Below are 16131 nucleotides of genomic sequence, written 5' to 3' on the forward strand. Positions count from 1 at the left end.
AATTTAGTGATCCTGCGTAATGGCAGCGTAAAAATCGGCTCGTGTGCAGAACGCGAGCGAGGCGGTTTTCTCGCGAAACGTGACGTCCTTCGTATACACGAAGCCCATCGCGCGATTCAGCGCGTGGATGCGTGCGTTGCGCGCATCCGGCTCGACGACGACGCGTTGCGCGCCAAGGCGCTCGAACAGGAACGCCATGAGCGTTTCGAACACATGGCGCGAATAGCCCGATGTACGCCGGGCAGCGGGCCCGACGAACAGATGCATGCCGAGGTCGCCGGCGCACACATCGTAGTGCTCGCCGATCTCTTCGTGAGCCGGTTCGTAGCTTTCGAACAGGAAGGCGGGTACGTCATCCTGCAAGCCGAGCCAGGCGCGCGCGTGCCCGGAGTCTTCGATCGCCTGATAGAAAGCGGCCACGTCTGCCACGCTCTTGTCGCGCATGTTCCAGAACGCGGCGCGTTCTTCGATGAACCATCGATGCAGCGTGGGTGCGTCGCGTTGCGCGTCGAGCGGGCGGATGTGAAAGGCCTCGGCTCTGGCCATGCGTGCAGGCGGGACATGACGCAACGCGATTTCGTCGGCAGCGATTTCAGTTCGCATGGGCGGTGACTCCTGTTTCGGCAATCGGGTTGGAAAGGGCGGCGTCCTCGGCGCGCGGCCGGGCGAGCAGCCAGACGCTCACGAGCGCAGTGAAAACGAGGCCTACGGAAGCCACGAAGAACGGCGCACGCAAGCCCGCTTCGTCGACAATGGCACCGGCCGCGAACGAGGCGAGCAGCACGCCGAGGTTCTGGAAGCAGTTGATGACGCTGTAATCGGCGGCATACGAGGCGGGCGTGCTCAGTGCGAACATCGTCACGTCGAGCTTCACGACGATCTGGAACAGCGCCCAGCCGAACATCACGCGGCCCACGACGATCCATAGCGGCGCCTCCACGCCTTGCAGCAGCATGCCGGCGGTGCACAGCAGCAGGTTCGCGAGCATGTGGTCGGGCACGCGCTTGCCCTGCATGGCGAGGCGCTTGTTCAGGCGCAGCGCGACGAGCGCGACCATGCCCGGAATGGCGAACACGAGCCCTGGAACCAGCTCGCCGGGCGCGTCGGTGACCGCTTGCCAGTACGACGCCATGAACGGCCGGATGAGATACACGCAGAAGTCGAACGCGAGCATGAGCAGCGCGAGTCGCAGGATCGGCATGCGCGCACGCAGTCCTCGCTTGACTGGCGCCTCATCGGCAACGCCCGCGAACCGGCAGCGTCGCGCAATGCCATGCGTGCGGATCAGCGCAAGGCAGATCGCCATCTGCACGAAGTCGCCGGCGGCCATCGCGAAGATGCAGTGATGCGCGTCCCAGACCTGCATGACGAAGCCGCCCGCCACCGCGCCCGCAATCGCGCCGAAGTGCACCACCACCGACAGCACGCCGATGGTATGCGCATGCGATTCTTTCGCTTCGAGCCGCATCATGTACGGGTACATCAGCAGATAGCTGCTTTTGCACATGAACATCGCGAGCGAGAGCACCCAGAAGAGCGGCACCGTCGCCGCGAAATAGCTCGCGACCGACAGCACGCCCGCGGCGCACTGCGTATAGACGAGCAGATGCATGGCGTCGAGGCGCTTCGCAATGCGCGCCCAGAGCGGCAGCGTGAGCATCACGACAATGGAGATGAACGCCACGTAAGCGCCCGCATGCACGGGGCTCGTCACGCCATAGCGCGCGGCGAAGAACTGCGGGTAGAACGGAATCAGGATCGCATCGCTGACGACGGCGAAGGTCGTCATCAGGATGATCGTGCTGCGCAGCTTCATTGCGCCTCCAGCGGCATCTTCACGAACGCTTCCGTGTCGGGCACCGAGAAGTCTTGCAGCGCGATGCGCCGCTCGATCTTGTAGTGCTCCACACCGGTCAGCTCGCGCAGAATGCAGGAGTTGCGATAGCAGCTCATGCCGAGGTCGGGGTTGGTCAGGCCGTGGCTGTAGAGCCCCGCGTTCTGCACGAAAACCTCGCGCCCGCTCACGTCGATCGCATAGTTGCGCGAGAGCCGGTAGCGCCCCTTGTCGTCCCAGCGGATGCGAGCGCGAATGCCGTCGATGAAGCCGGGCACATTCTGCCCATAGCCGGTCGCGAAGATGGCGCCGTCCGTGACATGGGTGTACTGCACGCCCTCGTCGCGCTGCAAGAAGCGCAGGTGAAAGCGATCTTCGATGCGGTCGTGATGACAGGCGCTCAGCTCGGAATTGGTGATGAGACGCGCACGGTTGCTGCCGCGGCTGCGGCGGTCGTCGAGCAGGTCGTAAATCTGGTTGATGAGCGAGGCGTTCACGCCTTTGTAGAGACTGTCCTGCTTGGCGATGATGTTTTCGCGCACGCCGTCCGGCAGGTTGTAGAAGTAGTCGATATAGTCGGGCGAGATCATTTCCAGCGTGAGCTTCGTGTTCTCCATCTGGAAAAACCGCGGCGAACGCGTGATCCACGTGAGCGTGTAGTCGTGCTCGTCGCTTTCCTTGAGCAGGTCGTAGAAGATCTCGGCTGCGCTCTGGCCGCTGCCGATCACGGCGATCGAGCGCTTTTGCTGCAGCTCGGCTTTGCGCGCCACGTAATGCGCGCTATGGATGCAGCGCTCGCGCAGCTCGCCGCAGCACGGCGGCAATTGCGGCACGGAACCCACGCCGATCACGAGGCGCGCGGCGCGATGCATGAACCGCTGGCCGGTGCGCACGTGCCGCCCGCGCACCACGTAATGCCCTTGCTGCGCGTCGTATTCGACATGCTCCACACTCGAGCCGAACGCGATGCTCGACAGCTGGCCGATGGCCCATTTGCAGTAGCGGTTGTATTCGGCGCGGCTCAGATAAAAGCGCTCGCGGATGTAATACGCATAGAGCTTGCCTTCCTGCTTGCAGTAATTGAGGAAGCTGAACTTGCTTTGGGGATCCGCGAGGCTCACGAGGTCGGCCAGAAACGGATTTTGCAGCGTGGTGTCGTCGATCAGCATGCCCGGGTGCCAGTCGAAATCCTCGTTGCGCTCGAGGAAGAGGCCGCGCAGATCGCGGATCGGCTCGGCCAGGCAGGCGAGACTCAGATTGAACGGCCCGAGGCCGATCGCCACGAAGTCGAGCACGGGCGAGGGCGGACCTGGCTTGACATTAGTTCTACTCATGATTGAACTTTCACCTGGAGCGGAAAGGACCATGTCGGGTTACCTCATCGAAGGACGAAGACGGCGAAAAGATTCACGAGGCGCAACCGCGCAACCGTTTGCGCGGGCGTATGGTATTTCGATGCGAATGAGAGTGATTCGCGTTTGAGGATCATAGGAAAGACGCCGCCCAATGGCAAGAGCGAAACGCAGGGCAATGAGGATGCCGAACTATCGTGCCTGCCCAATACGCATCAAGACGGGCAGGGGCAATCGGCGGCAAAGTCCGGCTGCGCCGGGGCGGGCGGGGGATCGGCGACTTTCGGGAACCAGCGGGGTTCGCGGTCGCGCCGCCTCATTTTTGGCGTCAAATCACCTGACAAAAACCCTGCACTTCGCAGGGGTTAGCGGCGCGCAGGGAGAATTTCGGCTCTAATCGCGCGCGATTCGCGCGTGCGGGGCCACGGCACAGGGGCATCCATGACGCGATGATCCCAAACGTCTCATCGCTTCCGCCATCACTCGGTCTTGCGCGGCGGCGGGCTATGCCGCGCGAGAAATCGATCGAGCTGGCCGGCGAACGCCTTGCTGTCACGCGCGCTGAACGGGGCTGGTCCGCCCGTTTCGATGCCCGCATTGCGCAATTGATCCATCACGTCGCGCATCGTGAGCCGTTCCTGAATATTTTCGCGCGTGAACCAGTTGCCGCGCGGATCGAGCGCCTGCGCGTTCTTTTCGAGCACCGCGGCGGCAAGCGGAATGTCGGCGGTAATCACGAGGTCGCCCGGTTCGACGAGTTCGACAATGCGGGCGTCAGCCGCGTCGAATCCCGCCGGCACCTGAATCGACTTGATGAAGGGCGACGGCGGTGTGCGCAGATATTGGTTTGCCACCAGCGTCACCGTGACCTCGGCACGCCGCGCGGCCCGAAACAACATGTCCTTGATGACGGCGGGGCAGGCGTCAGCGTCGACCAGCACTTGCATGTAGGGAATCCCGGCACAGTAAAGCGCGATCATATCGCAATGCCGGCGATGCGCCGCGCATGGCCCGACGTTTCCTGTCGTTTCCGGTTGCACTGCGTTTTCCTTGCATTTGCCTGCATACCTGCCAACATTGATTTCGCAATGGAGCCGGATACCCCGACCTGACACTGCGAAGACGGAGCGGATATGAGCGACGCCACCCACGGGTTCGATGCCGCCGGGGAACACAGGGGCACAAACGGGCTGCGGCTGGGCGCGCTCGTTGCCCTCGTCGTGGGCTCGATGATCGGCGGCGGCATCTTCTCGTTGCCGCAGAATATGGCCGCTTCCGCCGGTGTGGGCGCTGTGCTGATCGGCTGGGTCATTACGGCCTTCGGCATGCTGACGCTTGCGCTGGTATTTCAGACACTCGCGAACCGCAAGCCGAATCTCGATGGCGGCGTCTACGCGTACGCCAAGGCCGGATTCGGCAATTACATGGGCTTCGCCTCGGCCTGGGGCTACTGGATCAGCGCGTGGCTCGGCAATGTCGGCTACTACGTGCTGCTATTCAGTACGCTCGGCTATTTTTTCCCCGTCTTCGGCGAAGGCAATACGTTACCCGCAATCGCCTGCTCCTCGCTGCTGCTATGGAGCGTGCATTTCCTGGTGCTGCGCGGCATAAAAGAAGCGAGTTTCATCAATCAGATCACGACGATTGCGAAGATCGTTCCGCTCGTCCTGTTCATTCTCATCTGCCTCCTCGCGTTTCGCCTGCATATTTTCTCGGCCGATATCTGGGCGCGCTCGAATCCGGCGCTGGGCGGTGTGCTCGATCAGGTCCGCAACATGATGCTCGTCACGGTGTGGGTGTTCGTCGGCATAGAGGGGGCGACCGTTTTTTCGGCGCGCGCCGCGGACCGCAAGAGCGTCGGCAAGGCCACGGTGATCGGATTTTTCGTCGTGCTTCTCGTGCTGGTGCTCGTCAACGTGCTGGCGCTCGGCATCATGACGCAGCCGCAACTCGCCGGGCTGAAGAATCCCTCGATGGCAGGCGTGCTCGAACACGTTATCGGACACTGGGGCGTGGTGCTGGTGAGCGTGGGGCTCGCCATTTCCCTGGCCGGCGCGCTGCTTTCGTGGGTCATGCTGTGTGCGGAGATTCTGTTCTCGGCCGCGCGCGACCGCACGATGCCCGCGTTCCTGCGCAAGGAAAACGCGAGGCAGGTCCCGGCCAACGCGTTATGGCTGACCAACGGCATGGTGCAGCTGTTTCTGCTCATCACGCTGGTGTCGAAAGGCACGTACCTCTCGCTCATCTATCTCGCCACCTCGATGATTCTCGTGCCTTACTTCTGGTCGGCGAGCTACGCGTTGCTGCTCGCCATTCGCGGCGAGACTTATGAACTGTCGCAAAAGGAACGCCGCAGGGATTTTCTGATTGCTGCGGTTTCTGTGCTCTACGCGGTCTGGCTGCTTTATGCCGGGGGCGTGAAATACCTTCTCCTTTCGTCACTGCTTTATGCGCCGAGCGTCGTCCTGTTCGCCAAGGCGAGGCGCGAGGCCGGGCAGCAAGTGTTTACGCATCTGGAGAAATTCGTATTCGCAGCCGTGCTCGTTGCCGCGGTCGTGGCCGGCTACGGCTTGTATCGCGGGCTGCTGAGCCTTTGATTGAGCCGCCGACAATCGAAAAGCGCGCTCATACCAGCAGGCACCACAGCGCGAGGAGCGGAGTGGTGCCCGAGCGCATGGCGTGCAGGCTGTTGGGCGGATTGTGGAGGCCGCCGCCGATGCCCGGATCGAACCAGTCGCCGTCGCGCTGGCGGAATTCCCCTGCGCTGAGCAACACATAGGCTTCTTCAGGGGGATGTCGATGATCGGGGTATCGCGTGTGCGGCGCGAGCAGCGAAAACCCCAGTTGCAAGTCGTATCGGCTCTCCATGCCGCCGGGGCCGCAAATCATGCCGTTCACATGCTTTTCGACATAGTCCTCGCTTCCGTTCGCTCCGGACGTTCGCCGCTGCCAGCCGATAGCGGGTTCGAGCGTTTTGATGGCGCGGGCCGCATCGCCGAGACTGGTTGAGTCGTCAAGCAGTGGTGCGAGGGATGCATCGAGGAGATCGCAGGCGGGATAGCGTGCGCGGTTGCGCTTGCCGTCGTCGGACGGCTGTTCGAGACGCTCGAATACTTTCACGGCCATCTGGCGGCCAGCCTCCGGCAGCGCTGGCGCCTGAAACAGCGTTCGCGCAACGCGAATGAAATGCTCGAGGTTCTCATGGCGCTGATACATGGGGGCTCCGGTGATTGAGTAGATAGGATTCCTGCAGTCAGCGCGGCGCCGGGTCCCCTCGCAGCCACTCGATGAGTTGCGTGATGACCGGCGTGATGGTCCGCCCGTGAGGCACCACGACGAAGTAGGCGTCGCTGGGCCGGAACGTCGCGAGGTCGATGCGGACCAGGTCTCCCGTTCGCAACAGGTCGTCGACCAACCTGTTCCAGCCGAGCGCTATTCCCTGCCCATAGCGCACGGCCTGAATGGCGTCGGTGTAGAGGCTGCACCGCAGCACCTTGTTCAGGCGCGCGGGCCGGTACCCCACGGCGCGAAACCATTCGTTCCAGCCCATCCATCCTTCGGACGTGGCATCCGACTCCACGAGCGCCATCCTGGCGAGGTCGTCGAGCGAGCGCGGCGTGCCGTATTCCTCCAGGAACTCCCGCGAGCAGACGGGAAAGACTTCGACATCGAACAGCAGGGTCGAGGTGCCGTCCGGCCAGTTGCCGTCTCCATAGCGCACGGCGACGTCGACCTCGACATGCCGAAGGTCCGCCGTAAACATGTCGGTCGACAAGCGCAGCTGCAAAGGCGGATCGAGCTTCTTCAGCTTCGCGAGCCGCGGCAGGAGCCGGAATTGCGAAAACGCGGCCGTCGAAGCCAGCACCAGTTCTCTTTGCTCGGTGCCGGTCACCAGCCGATCGAACACGCCTGCGATCTTCTGCATCGACTCGGCGACGACCACGTATAGCGCTTCGCCTTCACTCGTCAGATCAATTGAGCGGTGCAGACGATGAAAGAGCTGCACGCCGAGCGTTTCTTCGAGGAACCGCACCTGTCGGCTCACGGCGGACTGCGTGACACCCAGTTCGCTTGCCGCGTAGGTGAAACTCCCGAGACGCGCCACGGCCTCGAATTCGACAAGGGCGGTCAGCGAGGGAACGATCCGACGATAGCCTTTCGTTGCTTTGGTGGTTTTCATCCGCTTTCACATCTGTCGACGGGTAAGGCAAGTGGGTTTGTGCCTGCATGGACGACCTCTTTTACCGGGGAAACCCTGGCCCGGCATTCCCGGTTAGTCGGCCCGCTAGGCCCGTTTCGGGCGCCGCATTCCGGGCGCATTTTCGCATGATTTAAACGAATGTGAAGCAGCTTATAAAGCGCGTTGACGGTGTGTTTTGACGGTCCAATACTTCACGCCATATCAGTGTCCCGAACGCTACGCAACGTTCTCATCCAGAGGCCCACCATGTCTGAAGTTCAATTTCAAACACACCGCGAACTCATCGATAGCCGCAAGAAAGGACACGGCATGCCCGGTGAATTGTTCGGGCGTCAGGACGTGTTCGAAACGGACGTCGAGGTGTTCTTTCACAAGCTCTGGATTCTCGTTGGCGTGACGGCCGACGTGCCGGAACCGGGCGATGTCCACACGGTGGATATCGGTCGTGCATCGGTCATCATCGTGCGCGACGACGACGAAAACGTGCGGGCGTATCGCAACGTTTGCCGTCATCGTGGCTCGCGCATCATGAAGAAGGCCGGCAAGGCGAGTGTCGGCATGCTCGTGTGTCCGTACCATCAGTGGACCTACGATCTGGACGGCAGCCTCAAGCATTCGACACACATGGGCAAGGACTTCGACGCAGGCTGCCACGGCCTGATTCCGGTTCATGTGAAGACAGTGGGCGCGCATATTTTCGTTTGCCTCGCCGACGAACCGCCCGCGGACTTCGAGAAGCTCGAGGCCGTGATGGCGCCGCGCTTCGCGCCGTACGACCTGACGCGCACGAAGATCGCCCATGAAATGGAGATCGTCGAAAACGGCAACTGGAAGCTCGTGATGGAAAACAACCGCGAGTGCTACCACTGCGCGGGCACGCACCCGGAGCTGACGAACTCGTTTCTTGCCGAAGACTTCGGCTTTTGTACGGACGGCCAGAGCGAAGCGTCGCTGCAGGCCTACGACGATTACCTGAAGCGCAACGCGGCATGCCTGGAGAACTGGGAAAGGGACGGCTATGTCTGCGGCACGGTCGAAGCGCTCGACGAGAGCGTCGATACCAACTTCCGCACTCAGCGGCTCGTCATCTCGGGCGCAAACGAATCGCAGACGCTGGACACGAAAGTGGCCTGCACGAAGCTGCTGGGCGGCGTCGCGCGCCGCGATCTCGGCGACGTCCACATGTGGGGCCATCACTCCTGGACTCACGTGATGAGCGACCACGCGGTGATTGCCTACAGCCTGCCGCTCGCGCCGGACAAGACGCTCGTGCGCACGCTCTGGCTGGTCCATGCGGACGCGGTGGAAGGCGTGGACTACGACCTGAAGAAGCTCACGGAAGTGTGGGTCGCGACGACGACCCAGGACGCGGAGCTCGTCGGCAACACGCATGCGGGCACGCAGGATCCGGCCTATATTCCGGGGCCTTTCTCGAACTTCACCGAGGCCGCGCTCGACCAGTTTTCGCGCTGGTACGACGCGAAGCTGAAGGCACACGGAGTTTGAGGTCGCCATGAACGTAGCCGCAGATTCATGTTTCATCCAGCAGGGGCAGGAAATGCTTGATCGTTTTTGCAGTGCGAGCACGTGGGAACGCGCAGACGCGCAGTGGCCAAGCCACGAACAGCGCACGCTGACGTGCATGCGCGTGTGCGCCGAGACGCGCGACGTGCGGACCTTCGTGTTCAGCACGCGGGAGGGCCACTTTAGCTTCGAGCCGGGGCAGTTCATTACCGTGTCCGCCGAAATCGACGGCAAGGAGGTCAGCCGTTGCTATACGATCTCCTCGCCGCCCACGCGTCCCTATACGCTTTCCATTACGGTCAAGCGCACGCCGGGCGGCGTCATGTCGAACTGGCTGCACGAGAACATGAGAGAGGGCGTCGAGCTGCAGGCCTTCGGGCCGTCGGGGGTCTTCACGCCGTCTTCGGGACCGGCTGCCAAGAGTCTCTATCTTTCGGCGGGATCGGGCGTGACGCCGTTGATGTCGATGACGCGCGCGGCGCTCGACCTGGGGTTGAACCGCGACATCGTGTTCATTCATAGCGCAAGGACGCCGGAAGACATCATCTTTCGCAACGAGCTTTCGAACTTGTGCGCGCTCTCGGACAAACTGCGCGTGGTTCACGTCTGCGAGGCGCTCGGGAGCGAACCGGACTGGTCGGGGCCCGCGGGGCGACTCAGCCTGGATCTGTTGATGGAGCATGTGCCGGACTACCGCGAGCGCGAGGTGTTCATCTGTGGACCCGGTGGTTATATGGACGCTTCCAGAAAGATGCTGGCGGATGGCGGCCATGACCCCGCCCGCTATCATCAGGAAAGCTTCAACTTCGCGGAGACCGTGGAGTGCGCTGAGGCGCCGGTCGCCGAGGCCAGCGCCGAGCCGGCCGCGCAGGCCGGCTTTACGGTGCAACTGGCGCGCTCGGGCCGCTCGTTCACGATGGACGCCTCGCAGACCGTGCTCGCCGCCGCGCGCAAGGCCGGTGTGCCCTTGCCGTCGTCATGCAGCCAGGGCATATGCGGGACCTGCAAGACGAAGGTGCTCGAAGGCTCCGTGGACATGAAGCACAACGGCGGCATCCGTCCGCGCGAAATCGAGAAGGGGATGCGGTTAATGTGCTGCAGCCGCCCGACTTCGAACCTGGTACTCGATTTGTAGCAGGGCGACTATGGTCTGAATGGCTTCGGCAAGCCGTTCAGCCTGAATTGAAATGCACCGATGCCCCGTCGTGGCCCGCAATGCGTTGCGGGGCGCGCCGGGGCAATTTTTTTTTGTCGTCTGGACTTTCGCCCAATTCCCCGTCGTTTCTCCCATTTACTCGCATTTTTCTCGCATTTCCCTGGTATTTTCCCTGACTGAATGCTCCCCAGGACTTTCCCTTGTCCTATGCGGCGCGCGCCGCTTCCCGAAGATTGGCCAAACGCGGCCATTCCCACCACTCAATTGCCCGCAAAGCCCCCACCTATATACGATCTGCGCGCCGTTCGCCTTTTCGCTAAACGTTTCATTGCTCACCTGGCGCCTCGCACGCATTACCAAAGGTATGGGAAAGGGCCGAAAAAATGTAGCTGGAGGGGACAAATTGGATTGCTACGCTGCAATCACTGCATCAACGGCCGCGCCCAGAACCGAAACCGCCGACGTATTGGATTCGAAGTCGGGATGCCAGCTGAATCGCCACGCTAGCACTTCAGGTCGTACCGGAGTTCGCCAGCGCCAATTTTTTGAACCAGCCAGTTGGGATGACAAATGGCCCCTCATCTGACGTTCGCACCGGGCGACACGTTGCCGCCAGGCGCAATCAACACAGCGGGTACGCCTTCGGTGGCGCGGCCCATTGCCATATCAGGAACCGACATCCTGACGGTCAAGAACCTGTCGAAGATCTTCGGCCCGAAGCCCGAGGTTGCCGCGCAACTGGTCAAGCAGGGCCTGGGACGCGATGAGGTCTTCAAGCGCACCGGCAACATGGTGGCGGTCAACGACGTCAGCCTCAACGTGAAGGCCGGCGAGATCTTCGTCATCATGGGACTCTCGGGCTCCGGCAAGTCGACGCTCGTGCGGCTGCTCAATCGCCTGATCGAGCCGACCTCCGGCCAGGTCGTTCTCGAAGGCCGTGACATTGCGCCGATGTCCACGCCCGAACTGCGCGAAGTGCGCCGCAAGAAGATGGCGATGGTGTTCCAGTCGTTCGCGCTGCTGCCGAACCGCTCGGTGCTCGACAACATCTCGTATGGCCTGGAAGTGGCGGGCATGAAGAAGTCCGAGCGCTATGAAATCGCCCGTGCGGCGCTGCAGCGCGTGGGACTCGGCTCATACGAAAAGCTGCTGCCCAGCGAGCTCTCGGGCGGCATGCAGCAGCGGGTCGGTCTTGCGCGCGCCCTGGCGGTCAATCCTGCCGTGCTGCTGATGGATGAAGCCTTCTCCGCGCTCGATCCGCTGATCCGCTTCGAAATGCAGAGCGAGCTGCTGCGGCTCCAGAAGGAGGAGCAGCGCACCATCGTCTTCATTTCGCACGATATCGAAGAGGCCATCAAGATTGGCGGCCGGATCGGCATCATGAAGGACGGCTGCCTGATTCAGGTCGGCACGCCCGCCGAACTGATCCAGTCTCCGGCGGACGACTATGTGCGGGACTTCTTCCGTCACGTCGACGTCTCGCGTTTCCTCAAGGCCGAGAGCCTGCTGACCCGCGTCGAGCGCGGACTGATTTCCGGCGACGTCGGTGCGCCCGCTGAGCGTTACCTCAATCAACTGATCGATAGCGGCGCCGAATGCGGTTACGTGTGCGATCCAGCCGGCCGCTACCAGGGTTGCGTCACGCCCGCTTCGCTGCACAAGGCGGGTGCCCAACCGCTGCGCGAAGCGTTGCTCAAGGACTTGAGCACGGTCTCGCTGGACACCGACCTGCACGAACTCTCCGCGATCGCCCTGAGCCAGCAACACGACGTGCCGGTGACGGACGCGGCAGGCAAGCTCGCGGGCGTCGTGTCGTGCCGGACGATACTCAAACAGGTTATGGAGCGGAGGGCAGCATGAATTCGTCAGTCATCGGCAAGTTCGCAGAGAACGCCGTCAATTTTCTTTTCAATCACTTCCAGGGCGGATTCAATGCGTTTTCCGCGGCGCTCGGTGCAGTCGTCAAGCTGCTCGAAGACGGCCTTGGGGCGATTCCCTTCGTCGCGATGCTCGTCTTTCTCGTGGCGTTTGCATTGTGGCGCCGCGGCATCGCCTTCGCGGTGTTCGTCGGCATCGCGCTGCTGCTGATTCACTACATGGGGCTGTGGCCGCAAACGGTCGCGACGCTGGCCCTTGTCGTCGCCGCGACGGTGTTCAGCCTCATCGTCGGCGTGCCGCTCGGCATCTGGGGCGCGCGCAACAAGCGGGTCGAACTGATTCTGCGTTCGCTGCTCGATTTCATGCAGACCATGCCGGCGTTCGTCTATCTGATTCCCGCCGTGATCCTGTTCGGCCTCGGCCGCGTGCCTGCCGTGATCGCCACCGTCGTGTTCGCCATGCCGCCCGTGGTGCGGCTTACGACGCTCGGCATCCGCCAGGTTCGCGAGGAATTGCTGGAAGCGGGCCGCTCGTTCGGCAGCACCGACGCGCAGCTGCTCTGGAAGATCCAGCTGCCGAATGCCTTGCCGTCCATCATGGCCGGCGTGAACCAGACCATCATGATGTCGCTTTCGATGGTCGTGATTGCTTCGATGATCGGCGCAGGCGGCCTCGGCGAATATGTGTTGAGCGGCATCCAGCGGCTCGACATCGGCATCGGCTTCGAAGGTGGCCTCGGCGTCGTGCTGCTGGCCATCGTGCTGGACCGCCTGACGGAGACGTTCGGCGTGAAATCGAAGAAGAGGAGGCCCGTCACGAAGGTGGGCAAAGCTGGCACCACCGAAGCGGCGCATAGCTGACTAGCCGGATGCCTGCCTGAAATCGCAGGCAGGTCATCCGCTGCGAATGGGTAGTTTCAATATAAATCCGGAGTACTAACATGATTAGCGATACTTTCAAATCACTCGTGACGAAGCTGGCGCTATCGACGGTCGTCGCCATGAGTGTCGGCGTCGGGTCTGCGGTAGCGGCGGAGCCGATCAAGCTGGCGATCACCGACTGGGCCGACGTGCTCGCCACGGCCAACGTCGCCAAGTACGTGCTCGAAACGAAACTGAATCAGCCGGTCAAGTTCGTCAATGCGGACATCGGCATTCAGTTCCAGGGCGTGGCGCGCGGCGACCTCGACATCATGGTGGGCGGCTGGCTGCCGGTGACGCACGCTGTGTACTACGCGAAGTACAAGAACGATCTGGATGATGTCGGCGTCATTTACACGGGTGGCCGCAACGGCTGGGCCGTGCCCGCCTACGTGCCGGAGTCGGAAGTGTCGTCGATTTCGGACCTCAACAAGCCGGACGTCAAAAGCAAGCTCGACGGCACGATCCAGGGCATTGGTCCGGGCTCGGGCCTGATGCAGGCCTCCCAAAAGTCGGTTCAGGCCTACGACCTGAATGGCTACAACCTGCAGTCGTCGAGCGAAGCCGGGATGCTCGCTGCCGTGTCGCGCGCGTATCAAACGAAGCAGTGGGTCGTCGCCACGGTCTGGAGCCCGCACTGGCTCTGGCAGAAGTGGCAGATGCGCTACCTGAAGGACCCCAAGGGCACGCTGGGCGGCGAAGAACAGGTCCACGCATTCGCGTCCAAACAGTTCGCCACCAAGTTTCCCCGCGCCGACGTGTTCTTCAAGCATTTCAAGCTGACGCTGGCTGACGTCGAAGCCATCGAACTCGAAGGCAACAGCACGAACGACTATGCGACCGCCGCGAAGAAGTTCGTCGACGCGCACCCGGACAAGCTGAAGGCCTGGCTGCAGCAGTAACCAGAAGGTTCGTATTCACGGGGGCAGGAAAGGCCCGCTGCCCCCAACCATTTTCATGTTCCATCAGGGCCTGCTTGACACGATTACTTCCTGGAGTGACCTGTGAGCGAATACTCGTGCTTCTTTTCTGAAACGCTCCAGAGCCGTGACCCGGTCATTGCATCGGAGATCGCGCTCGAATTGCGCCGGCAACAAACGCAGATCGAATTGATCGCTTCCGAGAACATTGTTTCGGCGGCGGTGATGGAAGCGCAAGGAACGGTGCTGACCAACAAGTATGCCGAGGGTTATCCGTCGAAGCGCTATTACGGCGGCTGCGAGCACGTGGACCGCATCGAGGCGCTCGCGATCGACCGCGTGAAGGCGCTGTTCGACGCCGAGTACGCCAACGTGCAGCCGCATTCCGGCGCGCAGGCGAACGGCGCAGTGATGCTCGCGCTGGTCAAGCCGGGCGACACGGTGATGGGGATGTCGCTGGACGCGGGCGGCCACCTCACGCATGGCGCGCGGCCGGCGCTCTCCGGCAAGTGGTTCAACGCCGTGCAGTATGGTGTGAGCCCGCAAACGTATCGCATCGACTACGACGCCGTGCGGCGGCTCGCGCAGGAGCACCGGCCGAAGCTCATCATTGCGGGCTACTCGGCGTATCCGCGCGCGCTCGACTTTGCGGCGTTCCGTGAAATCGCGGATAGCGTTGGCGCGCTGCTGATGGTCGACATGGCGCATATCGCCGGCATCGTCGCGGCCGGCCGCCATGAAAACCCGATCAAGTACGCGGACGTGGTGACGTCGACCACGCACAAGACGCTGCGCGGCCCGCGTGGCGGCTTCATCCTGACCAACAACGGCGACCTCGCCAGGAAGATCAATTCCGCCGTGTTCCCCGGCTTGCAGGGCGGTCCGCTCATGCATGTCATCGCGGGCAAGGCGGTGGCGTTCGGCGAAGCACTGCGTCCTGAGTTCGCGGGCTATATCGACCGCGTGCTGCGTAATGCCGACGCGCTCGGCAACGTGCTGCAATCGGGCGGGCTCTCGCTCGTTACGGGCGGCACCGACAACCATCTGCTGCTCGTCGATCTGCGTGCCAAACACATTACGGGCACGCAGGCCGAGAAAGCCCTCGAGCGCGCGGGCATCACCTGCAACAAGAACGGCATTCCGTTCGACACGGAAAACCCGACCGTGACTTCCGGCATCCGGCTCGGCACGCCGGCCGGTACGACGCGCGGATTCGGCACCGCTCAATTCGAGCAGATCGGCGAAATGATTCTCGAAGTGCTGGCGGGCCTCGAGCGCGAGCCGGGCGGCGACGACCACGTCGAGCGCGCCGTGCGTAGCCGCGTGCGGGATCTGTGCAACCAGTTTCCGATTTATTCGCACGCCGACGCCCTGGCATAGGCCAGCCGCTCAGTGCGAATGCAGTGAAGACCCGTTTATCTGTTTGAAGATTACTGAAGAGAGGAATCGAAATGAGCTTCGAGGGCGTACATACTCCGCTGGTCACTCCGTTCAAGGAAGACGGTGAAATCGACCATGCCTTGCTCGGCAAGCACGCAGCGAATCTCGCGGGCCGCGTATCGGGACTCGGGATCGGCGGCACCACGGGCGAATATTACGCGTTGAGCTTCGAGGAACGCGTCAAGACTTTCAACACCGTTGCCGAGGCGGCGGGTGGAAAGACGTATCTGACCGCGGGCATCAACGCGACCACGACGAAGGAAGTGATACGCCTGGGCCTCGAGGCGAAGCGTGCAGGGCTACCGGCGCTGCTGGTTGCCGCGCCGTACTACGCGCAGCCCACGCAGGAAGAACTGCTCAGCCACATGCTGAAGGTGGACGACGCGCTCGACATGCCGATCATGCTGTACAACTTTCCGGCCCGCACGGGAACGGAAATCAGCGATGGCGTGCTGGCAACGCTGCTCGAGCGTCCGAACTTCATCGCCATGAAGGAGAGCACCGGCGATATTTCGCATCTGCACCATCTCGTCACGCACTTCAAGGACCGGCTGGTGGTCAGCTGCGGCATGGACGACCAGGCGCTCGAATTCTTCGCGTGGGGCGCGAAGAGCTGGGTAGGCGGCGCCTCCAACTTCCTGCCGGAAGCGCACACGGCGCTGTTCGACGCGTGCGTCAAACAGAACGATTTCGTGTTGGGCCGCAAGCTGATGGCGCAATTGCTGCCGGTGCTCGAACTGCTCGAGCGCAGCGGAAAATTCATCCAGTACGTGCGCTACGGCTGCGAACTGGCGGGGCTGCCGGTTGGGGGGGCGCGTGCACCGCTCGGCGCGCTCACGCAGGAGGAGCGCAGCGCGTTTGCGCAGCTTGTGAAACCGCTTATTCGCAACACCCAGTAATCACTGA

General features: G+C 62.4%; 14 protein-coding genes. 8 read left to right on the plus strand and 6 right to left on the minus strand.

Annotated elements, in window-relative coordinates:
- Positions 1-3: 3 nt before the first annotated feature.
- The 4 genes from AB4Y42_RS08300 to AB4Y42_RS08315 form a co-directional block, all read right to left on the minus strand.
- Positions 4-603 (minus strand): GNAT family N-acetyltransferase, encoded by a 600-nt coding sequence (locus tag AB4Y42_RS08300; protein WP_368693899.1) that lies wholly within the window; start codon positions 601-603, stop codon positions 4-6.
- The gene (locus tag AB4Y42_RS08305) at positions 593-1816 is read right to left on the minus strand and encodes an MFS transporter (protein ID WP_368693900.1); all 1224 of its coding nucleotides are present in this window, start codon (positions 1814-1816) and stop codon (positions 593-595) included. The genes AB4Y42_RS08300 and AB4Y42_RS08305 overlap by 11 nt, the downstream gene beginning before the upstream one ends.
- A complete protein-coding gene (locus AB4Y42_RS08310; protein ID WP_368693901.1) occupies positions 1813-3168 on the minus strand; it encodes a lysine N(6)-hydroxylase/L-ornithine N(5)-oxygenase family protein in 1356 nt (451 codons plus the stop codon). The genes AB4Y42_RS08305 and AB4Y42_RS08310 overlap by 4 nt, the downstream gene beginning before the upstream one ends.
- Before the next feature lie 497 nt (positions 3169-3665).
- Positions 3666-4133: a YaiI/YqxD family protein gene (locus AB4Y42_RS08315; RefSeq protein WP_368693902.1), complete on the minus strand. Its 468-nt coding sequence runs from the start codon at positions 4131-4133 to the stop codon at positions 3666-3668.
- 186 nt (positions 4134-4319) lie between these two features.
- On the opposite strand from AB4Y42_RS08315, the gene arcD reads away from it, so the two are divergent.
- Positions 4320-5783, plus strand: coding sequence for an arginine-ornithine antiporter (gene arcD, locus AB4Y42_RS08320; protein ID WP_368693903.1), 1464 nt, complete (start codon positions 4320-4322; stop codon positions 5781-5783).
- A gap of 28 nt (positions 5784-5811) precedes the next feature.
- On the opposite strand, the gene AB4Y42_RS08325 is transcribed toward arcD, so the two are convergent.
- Positions 5812-6402 (minus strand): dimethylsulfoniopropionate lyase, encoded by a 591-nt coding sequence (locus tag AB4Y42_RS08325; protein ID WP_368691328.1) that lies wholly within the window; start codon positions 6400-6402, stop codon positions 5812-5814.
- Between the two features lie 37 nt (positions 6403-6439).
- Positions 6440-7366: a LysR substrate-binding domain-containing protein gene (locus AB4Y42_RS08330; protein ID WP_368693904.1), complete on the minus strand. Its 927-nt coding sequence runs from the start codon at positions 7364-7366 to the stop codon at positions 6440-6442.
- 267 nt (positions 7367-7633) lie between these two features.
- Between AB4Y42_RS08330 and AB4Y42_RS08335 the strand changes: the two genes are divergently transcribed.
- From AB4Y42_RS08335 to AB4Y42_RS08365, 7 genes are all read left to right on the plus strand, one after another.
- A complete protein-coding gene (locus AB4Y42_RS08335; RefSeq protein WP_368693905.1) occupies positions 7634-8893 on the plus strand; it encodes an SRPBCC family protein in 1260 nt (419 codons plus the stop codon).
- Positions 8894-8900: 7 nt separating this feature from the next.
- On the plus strand, positions 8901-10046 hold the full coding sequence (locus AB4Y42_RS08340) for a 2Fe-2S iron-sulfur cluster-binding protein (protein ID WP_368693906.1): 1146 nt from the start codon (positions 8901-8903) through the stop codon (positions 10044-10046).
- Between the two features lie 591 nt (positions 10047-10637).
- Positions 10638-11927 (plus strand): glycine betaine/L-proline ABC transporter ATP-binding protein, encoded by a 1290-nt coding sequence (locus AB4Y42_RS08345; protein ID WP_368691324.1) that lies wholly within the window; start codon positions 10638-10640, stop codon positions 11925-11927.
- Entirely contained in the window at positions 11924-12805 is an 882-nt protein-coding gene (locus tag AB4Y42_RS08350) for a proline/glycine betaine ABC transporter permease (protein ID WP_028203873.1), read from the plus strand. The genes AB4Y42_RS08345 and AB4Y42_RS08350 overlap by 4 nt, the downstream gene beginning before the upstream one ends.
- An 80-nt stretch (positions 12806-12885) precedes the next feature.
- On the plus strand, positions 12886-13767 hold the full coding sequence (locus tag AB4Y42_RS08355) for a glycine betaine ABC transporter substrate-binding protein (protein WP_321924185.1): 882 nt from the start codon (positions 12886-12888) through the stop codon (positions 13765-13767).
- Positions 13768-13869: 102 nt separating this feature from the next.
- Positions 13870-15165 (plus strand): serine hydroxymethyltransferase, encoded by a 1296-nt coding sequence (glyA, locus tag AB4Y42_RS08360; RefSeq protein ID WP_368693907.1) that lies wholly within the window; start codon positions 13870-13872, stop codon positions 15163-15165.
- 71 nt (positions 15166-15236) lie between these two features.
- Positions 15237-16124, plus strand: a complete 888-nt coding sequence (locus AB4Y42_RS08365) for a dihydrodipicolinate synthase family protein (RefSeq protein ID WP_368691322.1) — start codon at positions 15237-15239, stop codon at positions 16122-16124.
- The last annotated feature ends 7 nt before the right edge of the window (positions 16125-16131 follow it).

The sequence above is a fragment of the Paraburkholderia sp. EG286B genome (genome assembly GCF_040965655.1).
Classification (GTDB): domain Bacteria; phylum Pseudomonadota; class Gammaproteobacteria; order Burkholderiales; family Burkholderiaceae; genus Paraburkholderia.